Origin of the sequence: Aurantiacibacter atlanticus, from assembly GCF_001077815.2 — a bacterium.
GTDB classification, from domain to species: Bacteria; Pseudomonadota; Alphaproteobacteria; order Sphingomonadales; family Sphingomonadaceae; genus Alteraurantiacibacter; species Alteraurantiacibacter atlanticus.
Map to the genome: position 1 here is coordinate 522900 of NZ_CP011310.1, position 23081 is coordinate 545980.

Annotated in this window: 25 protein-coding genes, 1 tRNA gene and 1 pseudogene; 18 read left to right on the forward strand and 9 right to left on the reverse strand. The window is 57.7% G+C overall.

Annotated features, from left to right (window positions below; genetic code table 11):
* Positions 1–56 precede the first annotated feature (56 nt).
* The 11 genes and pseudogenes from CP97_RS02600 (at position 57) to CP97_RS16725 (ending at position 7366) form a co-directional block, all read left to right on the forward strand.
* Positions 57–1967 carry a cation:proton antiporter gene (locus tag CP97_RS02600; RefSeq protein ID WP_048884666.1) on the forward strand — a complete coding sequence of 637 codons (1911 nt, stop codon included), beginning with the start codon at positions 57–59 and terminating at the stop codon, positions 1965–1967.
* Between the two features lie 14 nt (positions 1968–1981).
* Positions 1982–2629, forward strand: coding sequence for an OmpA family protein (locus CP97_RS02605; protein ID WP_161485426.1), 648 nt, complete (start codon positions 1982–1984; stop codon positions 2627–2629).
* 51 nt (positions 2630–2680) lie between these two features.
* Positions 2681–2754 (forward strand) — tRNA-Gly (locus CP97_RS02610).
* Positions 2755–2965: 211 nt separating this feature from the next.
* On the forward strand, positions 2966–4198 hold the full coding sequence (locus CP97_RS02615) for a tyrosine-type recombinase/integrase (RefSeq protein WP_048884668.1): 1233 nt from the start codon (positions 2966–2968) through the stop codon (positions 4196–4198).
* Between the two features lie 64 nt (positions 4199–4262).
* Positions 4263–4475: pseudogene (locus CP97_RS16680) on the forward strand (type IIL restriction-modification enzyme MmeI); the annotation flags it as partial.
* A gap of 4 nt (positions 4476–4479) precedes the next feature.
* Positions 4480–4695, forward strand: a complete 216-nt coding sequence (locus CP97_RS16250; protein ID WP_161485427.1) for a type IIL restriction-modification enzyme MmeI — start codon at positions 4480–4482, stop codon at positions 4693–4695.
* Entirely contained in the window at positions 4688–5515 is an 828-nt protein-coding gene (locus CP97_RS02625; RefSeq protein WP_149036403.1) for a hypothetical protein, read from the forward strand. The genes CP97_RS16250 and CP97_RS02625 overlap by 8 nt, the downstream gene beginning before the upstream one ends.
* 98 nt (positions 5516–5613) lie before the next feature.
* Positions 5614–5802, forward strand: coding sequence for a helix-turn-helix domain-containing protein (locus tag CP97_RS15785; protein WP_227819650.1), 189 nt, complete (start codon positions 5614–5616; stop codon positions 5800–5802).
* Positions 5803–5806: 4 nt separating this feature from the next.
* Complete coding sequence (locus tag CP97_RS02630) at positions 5807–6586, forward strand: hypothetical protein (protein WP_048884671.1); 780 nt, start codon at positions 5807–5809, stop codon at positions 6584–6586.
* Positions 6583–7263 carry a hypothetical protein gene (locus tag CP97_RS16255; RefSeq protein WP_053106505.1) on the forward strand — a complete coding sequence of 227 codons (681 nt, stop codon included), beginning with the start codon at positions 6583–6585 and terminating at the stop codon, positions 7261–7263. Before CP97_RS02630 ends, CP97_RS16255 begins: the two co-directional genes overlap by 4 nt.
* Entirely contained in the window at positions 7208–7366 is a 159-nt protein-coding gene (locus tag CP97_RS16725) for a hypothetical protein (protein ID WP_418202075.1), read from the forward strand. The genes CP97_RS16255 and CP97_RS16725 overlap by 56 nt, the downstream gene beginning before the upstream one ends.
* Positions 7367–7614: 248 nt before the next feature.
* Here the strand turns inward: CP97_RS16725 and CP97_RS02640 are convergent, their stop codons facing one another.
* Both CP97_RS02640 and panC read right to left on the reverse strand, forming a co-directional pair.
* Positions 7615–8043, reverse strand: coding sequence for a GNAT family N-acetyltransferase (locus tag CP97_RS02640; RefSeq protein ID WP_063612482.1), 429 nt, complete (start codon positions 8041–8043; stop codon positions 7615–7617).
* Positions 8044–8340: 297 nt separating this feature from the next.
* Positions 8341–9192, reverse strand: a complete 852-nt coding sequence (gene panC / locus CP97_RS02645; protein WP_048884673.1) for a pantoate--beta-alanine ligase — start codon at positions 9190–9192, stop codon at positions 8341–8343.
* An 84-nt stretch (positions 9193–9276) separates the two neighbouring features.
* Here panC and CP97_RS02650 point away from each other — a divergent pair, with 84 nt between their 5' ends.
* Genes CP97_RS02650 through CP97_RS02665 form a run of 4 tightly spaced genes read left to right on the forward strand, consistent with a single transcriptional unit; the run spans position 9277 to position 12672 of the window.
* Positions 9277–10107 carry a division plane positioning ATPase MipZ gene (locus CP97_RS02650; protein ID WP_418202076.1) on the forward strand — a complete coding sequence of 277 codons (831 nt, stop codon included), beginning with the start codon at positions 9277–9279 and terminating at the stop codon, positions 10105–10107.
* A 1-nt stretch (position 10108) separates the two neighbouring features.
* Entirely contained in the window at positions 10109–10393 is a 285-nt protein-coding gene (locus CP97_RS02655; protein WP_048884675.1) for a J domain-containing protein, read from the forward strand.
* A 34-nt stretch (positions 10394–10427) separates the two neighbouring features.
* Positions 10428–11855 (forward strand): phosphoglucomutase/phosphomannomutase PgmG, encoded by a 1428-nt coding sequence (gene pgmG, locus CP97_RS02660; protein ID WP_048884676.1) that lies wholly within the window; start codon positions 10428–10430, stop codon positions 11853–11855.
* 10 nt (positions 11856–11865) lie between these two features.
* On the forward strand, positions 11866–12672 hold the full coding sequence (locus CP97_RS02665; protein ID WP_149036404.1) for a hypothetical protein: 807 nt from the start codon (positions 11866–11868) through the stop codon (positions 12670–12672).
* 121 nt (positions 12673–12793) lie between these two features.
* Here CP97_RS02665 and CP97_RS02670 read toward each other — a convergent pair whose 3' ends face one another.
* Positions 12794–13603 (reverse strand): BON domain-containing protein, encoded by an 810-nt coding sequence (locus CP97_RS02670; RefSeq protein WP_053106507.1) that lies wholly within the window; start codon positions 13601–13603, stop codon positions 12794–12796.
* A gap of 197 nt (positions 13604–13800) precedes the next feature.
* Between CP97_RS02670 and CP97_RS02675 the strand changes: the two genes are divergently transcribed.
* Complete coding sequence (locus tag CP97_RS02675; RefSeq protein WP_174539156.1) at positions 13801–16329, forward strand: ligase-associated DNA damage response DEXH box helicase; 2529 nt, start codon at positions 13801–13803, stop codon at positions 16327–16329.
* Positions 16330–16907: 578 nt separating this feature from the next.
* Here the strand turns inward: CP97_RS02675 and CP97_RS02680 are convergent.
* The 4 genes from CP97_RS02680 to CP97_RS02695 all read right to left on the reverse strand — a co-directional run bounded on the left by CP97_RS02680 (position 16908) and on the right by CP97_RS02695 (position 19509).
* Complete coding sequence (locus CP97_RS02680) at positions 16908–17339, reverse strand: ExbD/TolR family protein (protein WP_048884679.1); 432 nt, start codon at positions 17337–17339, stop codon at positions 16908–16910.
* A 39-nt stretch (positions 17340–17378) separates the two neighbouring features.
* On the reverse strand, positions 17379–17915 hold the full coding sequence (locus CP97_RS02685; protein ID WP_174539157.1) for an ExbD/TolR family protein: 537 nt from the start codon (positions 17913–17915) through the stop codon (positions 17379–17381).
* A gap of 79 nt (positions 17916–17994) precedes the next feature.
* On the reverse strand, positions 17995–18804 hold the full coding sequence (locus tag CP97_RS02690) for a MotA/TolQ/ExbB proton channel family protein (protein ID WP_048884680.1): 810 nt from the start codon (positions 18802–18804) through the stop codon (positions 17995–17997).
* 39 nt (positions 18805–18843) lie between these two features.
* Positions 18844–19509, reverse strand: coding sequence for an energy transducer TonB (locus CP97_RS02695; RefSeq protein ID WP_048884681.1), 666 nt, complete (start codon positions 19507–19509; stop codon positions 18844–18846).
* Between the two features lie 351 nt (positions 19510–19860).
* Between CP97_RS02695 and CP97_RS02700 the strand changes: the two genes are divergently transcribed.
* Both CP97_RS02700 and CP97_RS02705 read left to right on the forward strand, forming a co-directional pair.
* The gene (locus CP97_RS02700) at positions 19861–20757 is read left to right on the forward strand and encodes a hypothetical protein (RefSeq protein ID WP_048884683.1); all 897 of its coding nucleotides are present in this window, start codon (positions 19861–19863) and stop codon (positions 20755–20757) included.
* A 117-nt stretch (positions 20758–20874) separates the two neighbouring features.
* Positions 20875–22182 (forward strand): homoserine dehydrogenase, encoded by a 1308-nt coding sequence (locus CP97_RS02705; protein ID WP_048884684.1) that lies wholly within the window; start codon positions 20875–20877, stop codon positions 22180–22182.
* On the opposite strand, the gene CP97_RS02710 is transcribed toward CP97_RS02705, so the two are convergent.
* Both CP97_RS02710 and CP97_RS02715 read right to left on the reverse strand, forming a co-directional pair.
* Complete coding sequence (locus CP97_RS02710) at positions 22179–22583, reverse strand: hypothetical protein (protein WP_048884685.1); 405 nt, start codon at positions 22581–22583, stop codon at positions 22179–22181. The genes CP97_RS02705 and CP97_RS02710 overlap by 4 nt on opposite strands.
* Positions 22580–23080, reverse strand: coding sequence for a hypothetical protein (locus tag CP97_RS02715; RefSeq protein WP_149036405.1), 501 nt, complete (start codon positions 23078–23080; stop codon positions 22580–22582). Before CP97_RS02715 ends, CP97_RS02710 begins: the two co-directional genes overlap by 4 nt.
* Position 23081: the final 1 nt, after the last annotated feature.

Below are 23081 nucleotides of genomic sequence, written 5' to 3' on the forward strand. Positions count from 1 at the left end.
AAAAATCACGCGTCGTGCATTGAGAGGATAACTGGGGCAATGGGTCGGGGAGATTAATGGAACAACAAGCGCTTACAATCGCGCTCGTCGGCGTGTTGGGTATCGGTGCGCAATGGCTTGCCTGGCGCACTGGGTGGCCCGCGATTGTCCTCATGCTTGCAGCCGGCTTCCTCGCGGGGCCGGTGCTTGGCCATTTCGGCTATCCGATACTCGATCCAGAAGCTGCATTCGGCGACCTGCTTGAACCGATGGTCGGCATCGGCGTGGCGCTCATTCTGTTTGAAGGCGGCTTAAGCCTCGATTTTCGGGAATTTCGAAAATATGGCGAAGGTGTCTGGCGCCTGGTGCTTCTGGGTGTGCCCATCGGCTGGCTGCTTGGCTCGCTCGCTTCCTATTACATTGCCGGATTGGTGTGGCCTGTTGCCATCCTATTCGCAGGCATACTTGTGGTCACGGGCCCTACGGTGGTTTTGCCATTGTTGCGCCAATCTTCTGTCCAGCAACGTCCGGCCGCGCTGCTCAGGTGGGAATCCATAGTCAACGATCCCATCGGTGCCCTGTGCGCAGTGATCGCCTATGAATATTTCCGCGCAACCGTAGATGGTGGGACAGCGTTTGACGTGGTGCCGCAGATCGCCTTTGCAGCTATCGTATCTGGCGTGATCGGTTATGCTGCGGCAAAGTTCGTGGCGTGGAGCTTTCCGCGTGGACTTGTGCCGGAATTTCTCAAGGTCCCCGTCCTGCTTGTGGCTGTCGTGGGCACCTTCGTATTGTGCAACATGATTGAACATGAGGCCGGGCTGGTCGCTGTCACGGTCATGGGCGTTGCGCTGGCTAATATGCATGTTTCCAGTTTGCGCAGTATCCATCCCTTCAAGCAGAACATCGCAGTGCTGCTGGTGTCGGGCATTTTCATCCTCCTGTCCGCATCGCTCGATATTTCCGAATTGCAATATCTCAACCCGATGGAAGGGGAGGGCCTGCGCCTCTATCTGTTCCTGTTTGCACTGCTGTTCATGGTGCGGCCGGCAACGATCCTGCTCTCATTGCTCGGCAGTTCAGTGCCGTGGAACGAACGGCTCTTCCTCGCCTGGATTGCACCGCGCGGTATTGTGCTTGTGGCCATCAGCGGCCTGTTTGCACTGCGCCTTTCTGACCTTGGTTACGCCGATGGCTCAATCCTGATCGGTCTGAGCTTTGCCGTCGTTGTGTCGACAATCGTGGCCCATGGCTTTACCGTGGATATTGTCGCGCGATTGCTCAAAGTGAAAGGGGCCTCGCGTCCCGGCCTGCTGATTGCGGGCGCCACCCCTTGGACAACTGCACTGGCTGAAACGCTGCATAAAATCGATACGCCCGTCATGCTCGTCGATTCCTCGTGGCAGAGGCTCAAATCGGCACGAGCCAAGGGATTGCCGACCTATCATGGCGAAATTCTCAATGAGGCAATTGAATACAGCCTTGATCTCACGCCATTCCAGTCACTGGTGGCGGCAACTGACAATGAAGCCTATAATGCCCTCGTATGCTCCGAATTCGCGCCAGAGATGGGCACGGACAAAGTGTATCAGCTGGGCGAAGGCGCTGATGACGAGGATCACCGCGCTTTGCCCGCATCGCTCAGGGGGCGCGCGCTGTTTGCTTCCGGTTACGGCGTTGACGATGTGCAGCAACGCCAGCAGGAAGGCTGGGTCTTCCGCCGGACCAAGCTTTCGGAACAGTTCGATATAGAGGACGCGCGTGAAACTCTGCCCGAAGCGGCCAATATGCTGATGCTGATCAGGCCCGATGGGGAAATGCGCTTCTTTACCCACGCCGCAGCGCCAGAACCGCGTCCTGGCGACCAGATTATTTCCTTCGCGCCTCCGCGTGCGACGAGCGAGGAAAAGGCTGCGCGCAACGCCGAAAAGAACGCGTCACGTCGCCCTCCCAAAGGCGCGACTGACCCTGATCCGGAGCCCGCATGACAAGCAGGATACGCATGATGACACACAAACCACCCCACGCCTCGAAATTTAGCGCAATTGGTATGCTGGCCATCGCAGCCTTCGGTTTGTCGGCATGCGAATTGCGTCAGGATGGGGCGGAGGAGGAGCCGGAACCGGCGATCACGCCGACCGAGTCCGTGGCCACCCCGACACCAACGCCAAGCGAAACTGCCAGTCCCGTTAATTCCATCTTGCGGGATGATGATGAAACGTCGGTAGCGGTGGTTGCGCCTCCGCAGCCGGTCAATATTACGATACCATTTCCGGACGGAGCCGATCTGTCCGCACGGGCAGAGCGGATGCTGGTAGGAATTCTCGACTCGCGCGCGCTTGAGGAAAATTGGCCGGTTGTTCTTGGCGGGCACACTGACAGTTCGGGCAATGACCAGGCCAATTTGCGTGCATCGCGCTCCCGCGCAGAAGCTGTCGCGGCCTGGCTGGTAGAAAATGGTGTCGATGATGAACGCATCGTGGTGATTGGCTTTGGCGAACAGAATCCGATCCAGCCTAATGCGCTGCCTGATGGTACTGCAAATGAAGCAGGCCGTCGCGCCAACCGGCGCGTTGAATTGCGTATAGCCCCCAAGCCCCAGGTCGAAAGCGAAGAGGACCAGGAAACGGAAAACACGTCTGAAGACTGAACTGTACGCTTGACGCACCAGCCCCGCTGGTGGCAAGCGGAACTTCAGAGTGCGGGTATAGCTTAGTGGTAAAGCCCCAGCCTTCCAAGCTGGTTATGCGGGTTCGATTCCCGCTACCCGCTCCATTCCCCTGTTCGCCAGTGTCCGTATTTGACTGGACAATTCCCTGAAAACCACCGTATTCTGGCGATCTTAGGCCGCTAGCGTTCACCCGCGTTCGCATCCAGCCGCACTTCGCTGGGGGTATAAATGGGGGGTATCTGCCAGCGGCCAATGCGATACCCCCAGCCTTGGGGGTATTTTGGGGACGAACCCCTAGAAGGGCGGGCGGATCAAATGGCGCTGACAGACGTGGCAATCCGGAATGCGAAGCCGGGCGAAAAGGCATTCAAACTGGCAGACGGGGCAGGCATGTTCCTGTTGGTGACGCCTGCCGGGGGGAAGCTTTGGCGGCTGAAATACCGGATCGATGGACGCGAGAAATTGCTCGCCATGGGAGCCTATCCAGAAACTGGCCTGAGCGACGCTCGCAAACGGCGCGATGAAGCGCGTGGGCTTGTTGCAAGGGGCGTGGACCCTTCGCGCGAAAAGCAGCGCGACAAGGTGCGTTCCCGCGCACAGGCGACCGACACCTTCGCCGCTATTACGAATGAGTATTGTGCAAAGCGCCGCCGCGACGGGAAAAACGGATGGACACCCGCAACGGCCAAGCGAAGCGAGTATCTGCTGTCCCTTCTCAATCCCGGCATAGGGCGGCTGGCAATTTCCGATATTGAGCCCGCGGACGTGCTCGCAGCAGTGCGCAAGATCGAGGCAAAGGGCAATCTGGAAAGCGCGCGGCGAACCCTGCAATTGGCGAGCATGGTCTTTCGTTATGCCGTGGCAACTGCCCGCTTGCGCTCCGATCCTACGCGCGATCTCAAGGGGGCACTGACTGCCCCTACGGTGACGCACTATGGCGCGATTACGGATGCCAAGAATGTGGGCGGACTGTTGCGCGCCATTGATGGCTATGAGGGGCAGGGGCTTACCAAGCTGGCGCTGCAATTTGCCCCCCATGTGTTTGTCCGCCCCGGCGAGCTTCGCCATGCCGAATGGGAAGAAATCGATCTGGACGGGGGCATTTGGAATATCCCGGCTGGCAAAATGAAAATGGGCAAGGCGCATCATGTGCCGTTGTCAAAGCAGGCGGTGGCAATCCTGCGGGAGCTACACGCCGCTACAGGGCCGACAGGCTATGCGTTCCCCTCCATCCGGACGCGCGCCCGCCCCATGAGCGAAAACACGCTCAATGCGGCTTTGCGGCGGCTGGGATACACTAGCGGCGAAATGACCGCGCACGGCTTCCGGGCGATGGCTTCCACTCTGCTTAACGAAAGCGGCAAATGGAACCCGGACGCAATCGAACGCGCGCTTGCCCATGGCGACAGCGACAAGGTGCGCGCAGCCTATCATCGCGGCGCGCATTGGCAGGAGCGTGTGGAAATGGCGCAATGGTGGAGCGACTATCTGGACCAGCTGCGCAAGGGCGGTGATGTGGTGGATTTCCCCAAGCGCGTAGCAAGCTGACACGCTAACGCTTGCCGGATACTTACGAACGCGACTAAACCCTTGCGAACACTAGAGGGGTATCATGCGTTTAGGCTGGGACGAAATTAAGCGACGCGCCAAGACCTTCAGCGAGGAATGGAAAGATTCCGGCTTTGAGAAGGGCGAAACGCAAACCTTCTACAATGAATTTTTCGAGATATTCGGCATCAAGCGCAAGCAGGTGGCAATATACGAACAACGGGTGAAGCTGCTTTCGCAAAAGCATGGCTTCATCGATCTGTTTTGGCCGGGCACCCTGCTTGTCGAACAGAAAAGCAGCAATCTCGATCTGGACCGGGCGCAAGGGCAAGGCCGTAGACCGCCTCTACCGCGCCGCACCCTTCGAAACCGACCGCGACCGCGTAGAACACCTGTTTGGCCGTTACGAGGCCCTTGTGAACGCGCTAGAGCGGCTGGGCGCTGCCAAGAACAAGCGGGTCAGTCGGAAGGCCAAGGCGAAGGCTGATAGTGTTTGAGATGAGTGAGCAGCCCTTTCCACCTGACCCCGATGACCACAAGCCGCACAGGGTGGCGCTGCGTGCGATGGAAAGTTGGCATTGGCGGTTTGCCGATCCCGATGGCGTTCTATTTACCGCTGGTAAGGAGCTAGCTGTTGTCGTGAGCAAACTAGCCATGGCAGGGCAAGATGATCCAAAGGCAGATTTGTTAGAGTTGCTCTGCGAAGGTCTCTTGCAAGCGAGCGGCTCTTTCATTTGGAAAAAACATCAGGGCGGCCAATATTTTGGATTGGAAGGTCATAACGAAACAATCACCACGCGCCAGTGGTGTGTTCTTCGGGAACTCATAGCACAGACCGAAGAAGAACTTGCAGGTAATGGCTGGCCGGATGTGACAACCGATCTGGAGGAACTTGGATATAAGAATACCGAGATTTGCGAGTGGAAACCAGACGACAACCGCTTCAGCACAGCGATTTGTTCTGGAGATCACGCGTCACGCGGGCCGAGCTATAAAGAAGAATTGTTGTCTTTCTATGATATTAGTGTTTGCCCAGCTCCCATGAGTGCTGACACAGATGAGGGCTTTGATGGTAGTCCGAAACCTGTTTCATTAGTCGACAAAGGCGGGCGGCCACCGGCGGCGAATTGGGAATTAGCTGCGCTCGAACTAGCGGGCCGCTACTACAAGGGCGATTTCAAACCTTCCAGTAAGGCGGATGTTCAGCGCGAACTGGCAGCTTATCTGGCGGAGTCAGATATTCACCCGTCAGCATCCACGCTTGGCAATCATGCAAAGCCAATATTTGAGGCATTCCAAGAGTGGGACCGAGACTGACAGAAACCCGGTAATTGGCCGTTTCTGGGGTTTCCGGCGGACCGACATAGCCAACCGATGCAGAATGCAGCCGTTCGAAATTGAACGGAGAATGCATCGTGAATACCCCTAACAATGAACCACAGCCGCTAGCCTATTCGATCAAAGAGGCTTGCCGTGTATCGACACTTGGCCGCACCCGAATTTATCAGCTTATCAATGAAGGGCGTCTGGAAAGTCGCAAGATTGGCAAGCGCACCCTGATCCCAGCCGCGTCCCTGCGCGCGCTGATTGTGGGGGAAGGCTGACACCATGGGCCGATATTCAAAGCGCAATCGCGTCAACGTAACTGGGCGCAACAATACCAGCCGCTTTGTTTGGCTGGACTATCGCCTGCTTACCAGCAACGCCTATCGCAGCCTTTCCCCTAATGCCCGCTCACTGCTTGTTGAACTGGCCATGCTTTACAATGGAGACAACAACGGCAGTCTATATCTGGGCGTTCGCGATGCAGCGCACCGGCTGGGCGTGGCAGACCTGACTGCGGCCAGCCGTGCTTTCGATGATCTGAAGGCGCTAGGGTTCCTGCAAATGACAAAGGACGCGCATTTCTCAGTCAAAGCTGGCGAAGCATCTCGCGCTCGCTGCTGGCGGTTAACGTGGCATCCTGGGCCGGGCCGAAAGATTGCCAGCTGGGATTTCATGAATCGTGAACCGGACCCAAAAACCCTTTCACGCAAACGAATGGAGCGCGGTCTGCGAGTGCTGAAGGCCTATCGTCAAGCACGTTCCAGCGGCCAATTCCCGGTATTGGATAGCGAAACGACAACGCCTTTCGGGGCAGAAAATGCCGCACAACCCGTGGCGAAATCCAATACGATGAATGCAGGAAATGGCGGAAATCTGCCAATCTCTCGCGTTCCGAATTCCGACACACATTTAGCTATACCATGGGAGGGGGAACGCAATCGCCTGCCCATTGGCTGGTGGCAACTCGACTGGTCCGGCCCTGTTGCGCGGCTGGCCTACTCCCGCTCTTTGGCAGCGCATTTGCCCGATGCGCAGCATTCCAGCCGGAGCCAGACAGCATGACAAAACCTAAGACTGGCAAGAAACCACCCGCTGGCAGCGTTTTGACTGTGACGGCTGAAAAGGGCGAAACGGAGGCTGACACTATGGCGCGGGTAATTGTCTCCCCGTTTCTACGGCACGGCTGTCTTGGTCATGGCGTGGCAGCGAAGGCATTCGGCAAATTACCGAGTGAGCCGGATTACAATGATTTCGGGAAGGCGATCAAGGCAAGGGCTAAGGCGGCTGCGGAAGGCGATCTGACGCTGGCAACCGAAATTCTGGTTTCACAAGCGTTATCCCTCGATGCCATGTTTGCGGAACTGGCGCGGCGCTCTGTGATGAACTTTGGCGATTACCCCTTGGCAGCGGAACGCTACGCGCGACTGGCCTTTAAGGCGCAATCCAATTCCCGTGCATCGCTGGAAGCCTTGGCCAAGCTGCACCAGCCGCGCGAACAAACCGTGCGCCACGTGCATGTGAATGAGGGCGGCCAAGCAGTGATTGCTGACAATGTTCACCACCATGGAGGGGGCAAGGAAAATGAAAATTCGAACGGACAACCCCATACAACCAACACGGCTGGCACAAGCTCCGCGCTGCTTGGCCAAGACGCGGAAGGGAACGGCTTGCCAATCTCCAGCAGTGAAGGGCAGCCCGCGATGCCGAATGCACGGCGGCAAAGGAAGCGGCGCACCTAAGGGCAACAAGAACGCTTGGAAGCATGGCGGGCGATCTGGAGAGACTGAAGGCGCGGCGCGATACCTGAAGGCAGTAGCGCGCTTTTTGAACGAGGCTGGGTGATTTTTTTGCGCATTCCGCGCGGGCGCGAGAAGGGGGGCTACTTTCTCCAGCCGCTTCGTAGCTAGGGCCGATTGGGAACCCGCATTATCGCTAATACAGTTTTGCGGGCTTGTGCCCTCTTGCGCAAAATATCCCGGAAATGGCAGCTATTGCCAGAATTGAGACAAAAGCGGACTTTCAGCTGACGACCCCCTTGCGGTCGTTCAACTAAACACGCTACTTTCTCAAAAGCGGACGTTCGTATCCAGTTAGATCAGCAGCTTCGTTAGATAGTGCGAAGAATGGCCTTTCGGACGATTGTTTAGCGTCGCAATAAGGCGATAGCCGTTCTTCTCGTAAAACGGTTTCGCTTGCCAACTGGTCGTCTCAACCAAAGCGTTCTCGCACTTATTTTCGAGAGCAAAGGCCTCCGCCTGATCGATTAGTTTACGGCCGACCCCACTTCCACGAACGTCAACGGAAAGCCAGAGAAGCTCAATGTGAAGGGTGTTCCAATAGCAAGTGGCTCGAATTCCGCCCACTAGCTCGCCTGATGCATTACGAGCCATCACATGAAATCTCTCTTCGTTTTCAATTGGCTCCAGATCATGGATGGCTTCATCATTGAACGCCATGATTCCATGACTCAGCAATTCCATGTCGGATTTCGAAGGTTTGCGCTCAATCTCAACGTTCACAATGTTGTCCAATACGGGCGGTTTAACCCTTACGCTATGACAGCTAAAAACAAATAGGGAGAATACCGGCCCTTCCGCTTTCCACCCCAATTGTCGCCATTACACCTTCAACCGCCAACTGCCAAAAGCGGACTAAGCGCAAAGGTTCTGGGGGTATCTTTGGGGGTATATCGAAAGTCGCTCAAAAAACTTTGATTGTTTTTCAGAATTATGGCCGATTTTGGCGGTTCCCGCTACCGGCGAGGCCTCGTTGGTTTCCTGCCCGCTCGGGTTCGTCAAGAAGACCCTGATGCCTGGTCAGCGCTTTACAGGAAGATTGTCGATTAACCGGGTTTCACCGATACGGGCTGCGACGAACAAACGGGCATTGCCATTGTCGCTCGACAACAAGGCGATGGAATCGGCATCGCGCAATTCGGCGTAGTCGACACTGGAAAAGCCAGCTTCAAGCAATTGGCTTACGAGCAAGTCGAGCGTGGGCTGGACGTCTTTCCCCTCCAGAATATCGCTGGTGGCATTGCGCATAGCCAGCGGCAATCGGGCAGCAAAGGCGCGTCCCTGTGGCGAAAGGTAGGCATTGCGGCTGCTCATGGCCAAGCCATCAGCTTCGCGCACGGTCGGTATACCGTGGATAGCGTCTGCTGAAGGCAGGGTAAGGTCGAGATCACGGGCCATGCGCCGGATAACGGCAAGCTGTTGCCAGTCCTTTTCTCCGAAAACGGCGATATCCGGGCGGAGCTGGTTGAACAGCTTGCACACCACCGTTGCCACGCCATCGAAATGACCGGGCCGATCTGCCCCGCACAGGCCATCGCTGACACCGCCGACAGAGATATTCGTGGCATAGCCTTCCGGATACATCACTTCCACGCCGGGCGCCCATAGCAGCGCAACACCTTCGCTTTCGAGCTTTGCCGCATCCTGCGCAAACTGCCGCGGATAGGCGTCGAGATCTTCAGACGGCCCGAACTGGCGCGGATTGACAAAGATTGATGCGGCGACGTGACTGGCCATCTGTGCCGCCGCTCTCACCAGTGTAAGATGGCCTTCATGCAGGGCACCCATCGTCGGCACGAGCGCAATTTGCCCGCTATCGCGCAATTCATCCACAGCCTGGCGCAGTTCTGGCAGGGTGGTGACGGTTTGCATGGGCTATTCTCTCCGATAGACTGTAATCCAGAGGCTACCCGCCTCGTAAAGCGAGAGAAAGCCCCGCCAGTGTCAGAAATGTCCATGCCGCATCGTATCGTGTTCGCCAATGAAAAGGGCGGAACGGGAAAATCCACGACAGCCGTACATGTCGCAGTGGCGCTTGCATATCAGGGGGCAAGGGTCGCGGCACTCGATCTGGACACGCGGCAGGCCACCTTGTTCCGCTATTGCGAAAACCGGGCGGCAACGCAGGCGCGCCGCGATGTAAAACTTCCCGGCCCTGTCTTCGACACCTGCCATGGCGACACGATTGAAGCGCTGGAAGAGGAAGCCGCGCGAATTGGCGAAGACGCCGATTTCATCGTTTTCGATACTCCGGGGCGTGATGACCCCTTCGCCCGCCATGTTGCTGCCAGCGCCGATACGCTGGTCACACCGATGAATGACAGTTTCGTCGATTTTGACCTCATCGGGCAAGTCGACGCGGAAAGTTTCAAGGTCCGCAAATTGTCTTTCTACTCGGAATTGATCTGGGAAGCCCGGATCAAGCGGAGCCGTGTGCAGATCGAGCAGGAAAGAAGAGAGATGGATTGGGTCGTCGTGCGTAACCGCACCGGCTATACAGATGCCCGCAACCAGCGCCGCATAGATGAGGCGCTGACAGAGCTTTCCAAGCGCGTTGGCTTTCGGGCGGTGCAGGGGCTTTCCGAGCGGGTGATTTACCGCGAGCTGTTTCCTTCCGGTCTGACCCTACTGGACAAGGGGCATCTGGGCGAATTGGGCACCAGCCATCTCGTCGCGCGGCAGGAATTGCGTAATTTGCTCCAGAACCTGCGCCTTCCGATGCCATCAGAAAATCAAGGGCGGGATGTTGCCCTGCCTTCCACCGAGCCGGCGACGGTCGCCGCCTGACATGTTCCGCCTGATTGTCCTTGCCGGGCTTGGCGTGCTGGTGTTCCGGTGGATGACGGGGCGGTGGCCCTGGCAGCCAAAGGTTTCTATTCGCAGTCAGGCGATCATTCGAGCGTACCGCCTGCTTGGTATCGAACCTGGCGCTAACCGAAGTGACATAATTGCTGCGCATAAGCGCCTAGTGGCTATGGTCCATCCTGATCGCGGTGGCTCGAACGAGCAGGTTCATGAAGCCAATGCCGCGCGCGACCTGCTGCTTGATGAATTGCCCCGCGAAGTACGCTAAGGTTGCGGGAATATGAAAGGGAATCTTGCACTCAATGGCTTATAATTTCGATCCGACCGTGCTGCGCGAATATGACATTCGCGGCATCATTGGTGAAACCCTCGGTCCGGATGATGCCCGCGCCATAGCCCGCGGCTTTGGCACATTGCTGGTGCGCGATCTGGGCGAGACGAAGAAACCTAAGGTTGCCGTCGGTTATGACGGGCGGGTCAGTTCACCCATGCTCGAGCACGCGTTGATAGAAGGCCTGACGTCGAGCGGCTGTGACGTACGCCGTATCGGAATGGGGGCGACCCCTATGCTTTATTACGCCGAAGCTTCATCCGAGGAAGTGGATGGCGGCATTCAGATAACTGGCAGCCACAATCCCGCCAATTATAATGGCTTCAAAATGGTATTTCGTGGGCGACCGTTTTTCGGCGCGGATATCCAGCTGATCGGCCGGATGGCTGCCGAGGGGGACTGGCTCGACGGATCCGGCACGGTCGAGAGCGTCGATATCATTGATGCCTATATTGATCGCATGCTGACCGCGCTCGACGGGATTGATCCTGCTGCACTCAGCAGTCTCAAGGTTGGCTGGGATGCGGGCAATGGGGCGGCTGGACCCGCGCTTGAAAAACTCGCCGCGCGGCTGCCGGGTGAACACCATTTGCTGTTCACCGAAGTGGACGGAAACTTTCCTAACCATCACCCTGATCCTACTGTCGAAGCGAACCTTGCCGACCTGCGCCAACTGGTTGCCGAGAAGTCTTGCGACTTCGGAATTGCCTTTGACGGCGATGGCGACCGGATTGGTGCTATCGACGGCGAAGGCCGCGTCATCTGGGGTGATCAACTACTGATGATTTACGCGGAGGACCTCCTCGCAAAACTACCTAATTCGACCATTATCGCCGATGTGAAGGCCAGCCGCGCCTTGTTCGATCACGTCGAAAAGCACGGCGGACAGGCGATTATGTGGAAGACCGGGCATTCGCTGATCAAGTCCAAAATGAAGGAAGTTTCCTCACCATTGGCGGGCGAAATGAGCGGACACGTGTTTTTCGCGGACACATATTACGGTTTCGACGATGCGCTTTACGCCGGAATTCGTCTGCTTGCCGCCTCTGCGCGTTTGGGCAAGTCAGTGACCCAGTTGCGCAGTGACATGCCGCAAATGCTCAACACGCCCGAAATGCGCTTCCAGGTGGATGAAAGTCGGAAATTTGCTGCGATTGATGAGGTAAAGGCGCGGCTGACGGGAGATGATGTGCCTGCTGGCGTCGAGGTGAACGATACCGATGGCGTGCGGGTCAACACGCCCGATGGCTGGTGGCTGCTGAGGGCTTCCAATACGCAAGATGTGCTTGTGGCGCGCGCTGAGAGTGAAACCGAGGATGGCCTTGCGCGCCTGATGGAGCAGATCGACGCTCAACTGGAACTGAGCGGGCTTGAACGCGGCAAGAGCGTGGGACATTGAGGAGATGACGTTGTTTAACAAGATTGTTCTTGCACTTGGCGGTGCAGTCTCGCTGGCAATTATTCAGGCTCCTGCAATGGCCCAGGATAATGATGCCGAGATGGAAGCGTTTGCCGACCTTGGCGCAATGTTCGAGGTCGAACCCCTTACGCCTGAGCAGGAAGCCCGATTGCCGCGTGCTCGCGCGATCATGGAAAAGGTCTTGCCCGAAGGCACCTTGGCAGACGTGATGGGCGATTCCTTCGATGGGATCCTGGGCCCGATGATGGAAATGACAAATAACGACCCATCGGCAGCACTTACCTTGGCGTTAGGGACGGATGCTTCCAGCCTCGATCTTGATGAGGAGGCGACCCGCGAGGCGCTGACCATTGTCGATCCGGCATGGCGCGAACGCGGTGAGGCCATACAGGGTGCCACACAGGCGATGGTGACGAACATGATGACGCGCATGGAGCCGATGATGCGCAACGTGATGACAGAACTTTACGCAATCTATTTCGGTGATACGCAGCTGGCGGATATCGAAACATTCTTCTCGACGCCAAGTGGCACTGCCTATGCTCGCCAATCCTACGCCATGGCGAGCGACCCACGCATTATGGCTGCCATGTTTGCAGAACCCGAAATACTGTTTGGCACCATGACGGAAATTCCGGTTCTGATTGAAGAGGCTGGAAAAAATCTGCCTTCAGCACGGAATTACGCCGATCTGTCCGGTCAGGAAAAAGCGCATCTGATCGAATTGACGGGGCTTTCTGGTGAAGAGCTAGAGACAAATATGGGCATTGTCGCACAGCATGTGTCGGGCAAGTAGCTCAGCCGATCGGGTGCGATGAGCGATAGCCAGAATAGCTTGCACTGTTACAGCGTAGCGCAACGGAAAGGGGCCTGCCGAAGCGAGCCCCTTTCTGTAACAACCACATTTTTCCAAGCGGTCAGGATTCAATCGATTTCGGAGCCGACCCAGCCCGCATTTCGGTCTGGCGAATGCGCAGATTGTTTTGCACGTGCCCAACACCGGAAACATCGTGCACGCAATCTTCAGCACGGCGCTTTTCCCAACGGCTGTTGACCTTGCCGTTAAGCGTAATCTCTGAGGTGTCCACGGAAACTTCGATGTCGCTTGCATCGACGCCGCGATCATCGGTCAGGCGATCACATGCATCTTCAAGGATTCGCTCATCCGACCGTTTGTAATTGCTCGGTCCGCGCCCACGATGGTCCATCTCTCTGCGGCGTTCGGCATCTTCGTCTCCAAACCAGCTGGCGATCTCATCACCTGCCCGTTCTATAATGCCTCGGTCATTATTCGGGTTTGGGCCGCGATCGCGATACTCACCGGCACCGGTGTAGCTGCCGGTCCCTGCATCCATCCCGTAATATGGTCGACTGCCAAGGCTTGCTGCAGGCCCGGCCATCGCTTCGCCACCGTAGGAATCGCCTCTAAAACTGCCGTGTACGCCGGGCTGTTTCAGGCCTCGGCTCTGCATGTCTGCGCTCGCCTGGTCATATTCGTCCAATGGGGCGTAGCGCCGCGAAGCTTGTGACTGGCCATAATTCGGCGATCGAGATGATTCTGGGAAACGACTGGACGCATGATCTCTGCCATAATCGGCAGAGCCCGCACTTTCCTGATAATAGCGGCTATCAGGTTCAAACTGTTCCTGTTGGCGGGCGTCGTATTCGTCTTGATAATATCCGCGCGAAGAGGATGCGCTGGGTGAGCGGGGATAACGATTTGGCATAGGGTTGCTCCTCACCTGTCGCGATGGAATCTGGTAACCGGCTACGAAGGACAGGATTTTCGTAATCGGGCACCGGCGCTTCATTGCGTCGTGTACCTATAGAACGAGTGATCCTGAATCGAGGTCCACGGTCTGGCGCAATTCTCGCTCGGATTGGCGAATCAAGCATTTGATAGTCCTGATAAAATGCCGTCCAGATGCCCAACGCAGCAAGACGCCTTGCCTCTCGCGCTTCGAACCATCATCTTTCCAGGGTGAGCAAACGCCCCATCCCGCCCGAAATAGCCGATTGGTTCGCAGGCCGAGGCTGGCGCGTGAGACGCCATCAGGTGGAAATGCTGAAAGCCAGCGATGCAGGCAAGCATGCGATGCTGGTGGCCGATACAGGGGCCGGGAAGACACTGGCGGGCTTTTTGCCGACCTTGGCCGATTTCAGCCCCTCTCGCATCGGGGATGGTGAGCAGCCCGAAGGCTTGCACACGCTCTACGTATCGCCTCTGAAGGCGCTCGCGCATGATGTGCAGCGCAATCTTATCACTCCGGTGGAGGAGATGGGGCTGAACATCCGCATCGAAACGCGCAGCGGCGACACGCCGTCCGACCGCAAGAAGCGCCAGCGCAGCAGACCGCCAAATGTGCTGCTGACCACGCCGGAAAGCCTCTCGCTGCTGCTTAGCTATCCGGAAAGCTTTACACTCTTTGCAGGCCTCAAGCGAGTGGTGGTGGACGAAATCCACGCTTTCGCAACGCAGAAACGCGGTGATCTTCTTGCGCTCTCGCTTTCCCGATTGCAGGCCATTGCTCCTGAAATGCAGCGCGCTGCGCTTTCAGCGACGGTTGCCGATCCGCAGGCCTTTACATCCTGGATTGCGCCATGGGGCGATATGGATGCGGTTGAGCTTGTGACGGGCGAAGCGGGGGCCGAACCGGAAGTTGAAATCCTCCTCCCGGATGAAGAACGGGTGCCGTGGGGTGGCCATGCAGCAACGTGGTCGATCCCCCAGCTTTATGAGCGGATTCTCAAGAGCAGTACCACATTGGTGTTCACGAATACGCGCTTCCTGGCCGAATATATATTTCAGCATCTGTGGGACGCGAATGAGGACAAGTTGCCCATCGGCATCCATCACGGCTCTTTGTCCAAGGAAGCGCGCCGTAAGGTAGAGGGGGCAATGGCACGTGGGGAATTGCGGGCACTGGTATGCACTTCCAGCCTCGATCTGGGCGTCGATTGGGGGGATATTGATCTGGTTGTGCAAATGGGTGCGCCCAAAGGTTCCAGTCGGCTGCTCCAGCGTATTGGCCGCGCTAACCATCAGCTCGATCAAGCGAGCCGCGCCTTGCTTGTGCCCGGCAACCGCTTCGAATTCCTGGAGGCAACCGCTGCGATGCAGGCAGTTGAAGAAGGCCAGCGTGACGGCGAGGATTTTCGTCCAGGCGGGCTTGATGTGCTGGCACAGCATGTCATGGCCTGCGCCTGCGCTGCTCCATTTGAGGAGGCGGCGCTGTTGGCAGAAGTGCGTTCCTGCTGGCCCTATGCAGGGGTGGACGAGGAAGTTTGGGGCCGCGTCCTCGAATTCGTTGCGACGGGGGGATATGCCCTGCGTGCCTATGACAAGTTCAAGCGGATCACCCGTGAAGAAGGTGAGGGCGGTGCGATTGTCTGGCGGTTGACCCACCCGGAGCAGGCGTATCGTCACCGAATGAATGCAGGCATCATCGTTGATTCCGAAATGCTCGAAGTGCGATTTCGCAACGGTCGATCGCTCGGGCGGGTCGAAGAACGCTTTGCCGCGTCTTTGCGTCCCGGGGATACGTTCCAGTTCAGCGGCGTAAACGTCGAAGTCGAACAGTTGAAGGATATGGAACTGATCGTCCGCGCCAGCTCAAAGGCGGCGATGATCCCATCCTATGGCGGGCTTCGCCTGCCGCTGACCACGCATTTGGCAGATCGTGTGCGCACTTTACTGATTGACCGTGCGGGCTGGGCGCGTTTTCCCGATGATGTGCGCGAATGGCTGGAAGTGCAGGATTGGCGCAGCCGCATGCCGGGGCCGGATAACCTGCTCGTCGAAAGCTTCCCTCACTCCAAGCGTCATTACACCGTCTATTATACTTTCACCGGCTGGAATGCGAACCAGTCTCTTGGCATGCTGATAACCGCGCGGATGGAAGCTCTGGGCCTAATGCCGAGCGGTTTTGTGGCGAATGATTATTCGCTCGCCGTTTGGGGCTTAAAGCCAGTGGAAGACCCGCGCCCGCTTCTTTCACCTGACATACTGACCGATGAATTTATCGACTGGCTGCAGGATTCGCACCTTCTGCGCCGCGCCTTCAGGGAAGTGGCGGTCATCGCCGGACTGGTCGAGCGCCAACATCCTGGCAAGCGAAAGAGCGGGCGGCAAGTGACCTTCAGCACCGATCTCATCTATGATGTGCTGCGCAAATACGAGCCTGACCATGTGTTGATCGAAGCTGCTTGGGCGGATGCGCGGGCGCGAATGACCGATATCGGGCGGCTCGGTGATTTACTGGACAGTGCTGCCGAACGGCTTGACCATGTTGTGCTGGACCGCGTCAGCCCGCTGGCAGTGCCGGTGATGGTTATGATCGGGCGCGAAAGCGTGCCGCAGGGCGAAGCGGACGATGAACTGCTGCTGGAGGCGGAGACGTTGGCAGGAGCTGCCATGCGAGTTGAAGACCACGACGAAATAGTGTGGGATTAAGCGCGCATGGTTCGCGAAAGGCTAGTGATTGTCGCGGCGGGCAAATGCATCGACCGGCGGGGCCTGTTAACCTTGGCAAAAGTTAGGCGAATGATGTTCGCATCGCTTACCGAGTGGATCGCCTGCACGGCAGCATTCTAATTCGTCTTGGTGCCAGATTCAAAATTGATCACCGTCTGGCGGGTTCACGGCGGTGGAGGCAGTGCGTTTTTCTCCACTCGCTCGCTCGCTCGCTATTTCCGTGGGTCACGTCTCATCACCTAAGTGTGATTCAGCTTCGAAGGGTTTCAGGATCCTCGCCACATTTCTGCGGGTGGCGATCGTGGTTGAGGGGGCCACCGTGACAAGAAGCATTACAGCAGCACGATGAGCGGTCTGACGTTGAGCGCGACCATAGTCTTGGCTAGCGGTGCTGTTGCTGCGCACTAGCTTTCATCGTCCCAGCACCATCGCCTCGCTCTCCCGATTGACTAAGATAGCGGGTGTGGCCACCCCGGATGCGCCTGCCTTGCGCGCACAAAAAAGGGCGGCCTAGGCCACCCTTTATGCCGGTTTGCACCGATATTATCTCTATCGTCTCAAGAGCCGAACTGCCGGTACTTGTCATTGCCGACAAAGCCGAATCTCGTCACACCCGAGCGCTTGATGATGTCGAGCACCGTGGCAGCCAAATCATAGCTGGCATTGGCTTCGGGTTCGAACTGCAATTCCGGCTCAACCGCAAGGTCGAGCGACTGGCTCAAATTGTAAACCAGCTCATTCTGCGAGATCGGGGTGTCGTTCCAGAGAATGACATTTTCCCGAGTGAGCACAATCTTGTTGGTAACCGGATCGACATCCGGCGTACTCGGATCGTTGGTCGGCGACGGGAGATCAATATTGACCGCGTGCGTCGCAATCGGGATCGTGATGATGAACATGATGAGGAGAACGAGCAGGACGTCGATCAACGGCGTCATGTTCATTTCCATCATCGGCTCGCCGTCATCACTGCCGCCTGCCATTGCCATGAGTGCGTACTCCTAATTCAGTTGTCTTCGCCGAACTGATTACTGGTTCGGATCGATCGGATTCGAAATGAAGGCGATGGTCGGATAACCGGCCGCCTGCACGTTGAAGATTGTGCCTGCGACGCAGCGCCATGGGGCGTCAACGTCACCGCGAATGTGAACCTGCGGGATAAGTTCGGGATCGGCCATGATGGCTTCGGGCCCGCCCGCACGCTGCACGATTGCATCGAGGCGTTCGAAAGCTGCGTCGTAAAGCTCGGTCGAATCGACCAGCGTCGTATTGTTGAAGAAGACCCGGCATTCACCATCACGCGTTGCCCCGGTAAAGCCGGAACGCAAAGTGCGTGGAGTGCGGCCTTCGGCATCCGTCGTGGTCACCGTGATCAGCAGGTTCTCGACCTTGTCGTCCGATTCCCGGTTTTCGATAACCGGGATCTCCAACCCTTCAACCGTTTGGATGGCCACTGGAACTGCAATCAGGAAGATGATCACCAGAACCAGCATGACATCCACCAGCGGCGTGGTGTTGATGTCGGACATCGGCTGTGCTTCGCCGGATCCCATCGCTATGGCCATGTGTCTTGTCCTATCTCACATTAAACAGAGAAGCGGCGAGCGCCAGCATGCGAAGGCGCCCGCCATTTCGTCGATTGAATTAAGCCTTGGGCTTGTTCACCGGTGCAGCTGTAGCTGGGCGCGCTGCCGCTGGAGCGGTTTTTGCGGCCTTGCCTGAAGCCTGAGTGGAAGTAGCCGTCATCATCGAAGGCTTGACCTGGCCATGGGAGGTGATGTTCGCCTGCAGATCCGTTGAGAAGCCCGAAAGCATTGCCGCGATGCGACGGTTACGTGACTGCAAATAGTTGTAAGCGAACACTGCGGGAACAGCGACGAGCAGACCGATAGCGGTCATGATCAGTGCTTCACCAACAGGGCCGGCAACCTGGTCGATCGAGGCAGAGCCGGTCGCACCGATTTTGATAAGTGCGCGGTAGATGCCGATCACGGTGCCGAGCAGGCCAACGAAAGGCGCAGTTGCACCGACCGTCGCAAGGAACGGCAGACCGCCCGCGAGCTTGGCGTTGATGCTGGATTCAGAGCGAGCAAGTGTGCCGTGAAGCCAATCGTGCGATTCGAGGTTGTCGGCCATCTTTTCGGATTCGTCGCCGGCACGGATGCCGTCTTCGACGAGCTGACGCCAGGCGCTGTTCTTTTCAAACTTGGTGGCGCCTTCTTTCAGCGAACCGGCGCGCCAGAAAGCGACGCGGCCTGCACGATATTCTTTCATCACCTTATTCTGTTCGAAATATTTGGTGATCAGGATGTAGAACGACCCAACCGACATAATGATCATCAATGTCAGGATGGACCAGGCGACGGGGCCGCCTTCTTCCATGGCCTGGATGAAGCCGAATTCAGTATCGGGCGCCGCTTCGGTCGCAGCTGCGGTCAAAGTTTCGATAAGCATGCTTGAAAAATCCTCTTCCTAGAGAAATCCGTAAAAAATTTAGTCGAGCCGGTAGACGATGTTGGTGGCCCAGCTACCCGTCGTCGGGTTGCCGGCATCGTCAAGCGCGGGATTGAAACGAGCATAACGGGTGATGTCATCACACGCGGCTCTATCAAGGATCGGGTCAGCCGAACGCGTCACGCGGCAGCTGGCTACGCGACCATTCGCTCCGACAGTCACCGCAACGCCCACCGTACCCTCGATCTCGCGACGCAATGCGCTCGAAGGGTAGTTATCGATGATGCGCCGTGTCCAGCGGTTCAGGCCGTCAGGCGATACAGCCCGAGCCTGTGACGGCGGAGGTGGCGGCGCTGGCGGCGCAGGCGGTGCCGGCGGCGGAACAATACGCGCAGGCGGTGCCGGCGGCGGAATGTTCGGCTGCGTGGTCACCCGCGGCGGGTTAGGCGCAATGTTCATCGGCGGCGGCGGCGCAACAGGCGGCGGCGGCGCGACAGTTTCTTCCGGTGGTGGAGGCGGTTCTTCTTCCGGCTCCGGCGGTTCCGGCTCCTCAATATCCACAGTGGTAACCCGCTCGACCACATCCTTCACCGCCGAATAGGCGAGTCCAGAAATCAGCAGGTAGCCGATACCCACGTGGATGAGGGCAACGATGATAATCGCGATTATGCGATTACCGCTCATTTCTTGGTCAGCGTAAGCCATCCAGTCCCTTCACTCCGTTTACAACGCCAGGGATACCCGGCCTATTTCGACTAACAAGATTCGTACCCTGCCAGCCGTACTTGCGTGTTGTCCAGTCCCAGTTTGAAACTGAAGTCTCGATTGTCAGCGTTTCTAATTGTGCCAACTTTGCCACAGCTCGGCAACATTATGTCGTATTCCGGGCTGTCGCGATGGCTCTTAACCGCACCTTAGGTGCTGGGCAAACGGTTTATCGGTTCAGTCGCGATTCACGCCTTTTGTCTTTTTCCTCAGATATTGTCTGTGAGCGCCTTGTCCCCGGCCCATATGCGCGCTTGCTATCCGAGGTGTTGCCGGGGCAGGAGAAGATCGATGACTGACATTATCCACAAATCACATTTCCCGCGTGCCTTGCGTCTCGCCACAGCGGCGCTCGCCAGCCTTGGTCTCGTCGCCTGTGCCACCGCTCTGCCTTCACAAGTGCGAGGAGAGAGCTTGCAGACAAATGAGCCCGGTCCGGAGGCCAGCCCTACCTATGCGGATATCGTGACTTACGCGCTTGAAGCGGAACTTGTCGCGATTGTGAACATCGATGATCAGACCGTATTTCCGCCTGAGCGGGCGCCTGATGTCACTCCTGATCGTGTCCGGCTTTATCTTGAAGCGCTGACCCGGAATTTGCTTGCCTCTCCCACCGGAGTTGGCGAATCGCTGATTTTCGTAACCGATGTCGACCGTGAGGCTGATGGCGATCCTCCCGCACTGAAAAGACGCGATTTTGTCATTTTTGCCAATCTCGTGCCCGGCAGGCCGGGTGAAGTGCGTCTCGTCTCCTCGCGCGCCATGTTCGCCTCCGGCCCTGCGATCGAGGGACGGGTACGTTCCGTCCTGCGCCAGCTTGCTGAAAATGATGTGCCGCCCGCCGTCACCGGCGTGCGCGATGTTATTTCAGTGCCTGGCAATCTTGTCGGAGAATCCGAAACGCAGATGTTTGTCGAGACGCAAAGTGGCGCTCCCATATCAATGACCGTGGTCCGCCGACCGGGATTGCCGCCGCAATGGGGTGTTTCACTTGGAGAAATCGTTGACGTGACAGCACGTCCGCCCGAACCCGACACGGTCTTGTGGTATCGCCTTGCATGTTCTTTGCCCGACGAATTGGCAGACGATGCCTTCCTGCAATCCGATCGGTCGGCGCGAACGCGCGCGCGCGAAGATTATGCCTTTGTGCTGGCCGACCTCGGGCCGTGCGAGCGCCGCTTTAGCTGAAAGCCAGGTTGAAGAGCAGAAAAGAATTTCCGTGGGCAGCAGGGCTAGCCATCCTGCGCAGCGCTGACTAACGCGCCTGTTGCAGCCGATTGCGGCTGGCATTCAGGCGGGGATGATATGGCAGAGAAATTGCGGATTGCATTGGCGGGACTTGGTACTGTGGGCGCGGGCGTGATTCGCTTGCTGGCAGAAAACGGCGAACTTATTTCCCGCCGGGCGGGCCGCGAAATCTCCATTACAGCCGTTTCCGCGCGTGATCGGGGCAAGGATCGCGGCGTCGATCTGTCGGGCTATGCGTGGGAAGATGACATGACGCTTCTCGCGGCGCGTGACGATGTCGATGTTGTGGTCGAGCTGGTCGGTGGATCGGACGGGCCCGCCGTGGCACTGGCACGCACCGCACTGGCAGGCGGCAAGAACCTAGTCACTGCCAACAAGGCGATGGTCGCGCATCACGGGCTGGAGCTGGCTGGCCTTGCAGAAGCCAACGGGGTATCGCTGCGTTATGAAGCGGCAGTGGCCGGCGGTATTCCGGCGATCAAGGGGCTGGGCGAGGGCGCGGCTGCCAACAGGATTGAACGGATTTACGGCATCCTCAACGGCACATGTAATTACATCCTGTCTGAAATGGAAGCCACCGGCCGCGACTTTGGCGATGTTCTTTCCGAAGCGCAGTCATTGGGTTATGCCGAGGCTGATCCTACCTTCGATATTGAAGGCATTGATGCCGCACATAAGCTGGCGATTCTGGCAGCGCTGGCCTTTGGCACCAAGCTTGATTTTGCAGCGGTTGACGTGTCCGGCATCAGTCGCATCCGTGCCGCCGATATCGGGCAGGCGCGTGCATTGGGTTATGTCATTCGTCTGATCGGCCTAGCAGATTGCGCTGCAGATAATGGCGATCGCCACCTGTTCCAGCGCGTTGCGCCCTATCTCGTCCCGCTGCGCCATCCTCTTGCAGGTGTGTCCGGACCGACCAATGCGGTCGTGGCCGAAGGCAATTTCTCTGGCAGACTGCTCTTCGAAGGCGCTGGCGCTGGCGACGGGCCGACTGCAAGCGCTGTGGTGGCCGATATCATTGATATTGCGCGTGGGAATGTCCTGCCGCCGTTCTCCCTGCCTGTCGATACGCTCCAGGACAGTGCGCCCGCCGATCCAGGCAATCGTCGCAATCGCGCCTATGTCCGCTTCATGGTGGCTGATCGACCTGGCGTGCTGGCTGAAATCACCGCCGCCATGCGTGATGCTGGCGTCTCCATCGAGAGCTTTATCCAGAAGGGGCAGGAAGAGGACGGGGATGAACCGGTGCTTGTCGCGATGGTGACGCATGACGGCCCCGAAGGCTCTGTCACAAAGGCGCTGGACTTGCTGCAAGGTTCCGCCAGCCTCGTTGAAGAACCGCTGGTGATGCGGCTGCTGGGCTAATCTGCTGCGCTGATTGCGGCTGCCTCCGCATGCGTTAGCGGTTCGGGGATACCTTTGAGATCGACGGTGATCGGCGGTCTGGATGATCCGCCAAAGCCTCCGCAGAAGGAAAGGAGGTGGTTCTCGCATGGCGGAGGGTCGAATCCCGGCAACACGCGGATTTGCGGGTCAGTTGGCTTTGGAAGAGGCGACATGTAGCGTTCGGATCCGACGAGCTTGCGGCATACTACGATCGTGCCGTCCAACTGCACGCCATCCTCGCAGCTTTCGGGTTCGACGATTGTAATCGGCGTATCGGGATCACCTTCAAACTCGATGCTGGGACCATAGCTGTTCTGGGCCGCATTGACGGCAGACAGGACTGTCGCCAGCGCCCCGACAAGAAGGCCCGTGACCGTCATGGGCTGGCTTCATCTTCCGAAATGTCGATGGCCACGCGCGTTCCAGTCGCTGGCTGATCGCGGTCGGCCGCAGCATCCGCCTTATGTATCAGCGTGGTTTCTTCCTCGCTCAATGCCTCGGGAAAGGCGGTAACGTCGATGATCAAAACAGGCTCGGGCGCATAGCCGACGCGGATACACAAGCCGCCGCCCGGATTGCTCACCCAGCATGGCGGATCGGTGAGGCCGGGAAGTATAACGCGATCGGACTGCGTCTTTTGCGGGAGCGGCGAAAGATATTGCTCCGAATCGGTAAGCTCGCGACAGACAAGTATCACGCCGTCTTCCTGCGCCTGCGTTTCGCAGGGCTTGCTGTCGTCAAGCGGGTTGGGCGTGTCTTCGTCGCCTTCGTATTCTTCCTGCGGACCATAAGCCTCCTGCGCGAATGCCGTGGCGGGCGGTGGCAATGCGACTAATGCAGGCATGCTCCAAAAGAGTGTGGCCAAGAATCTCGACATT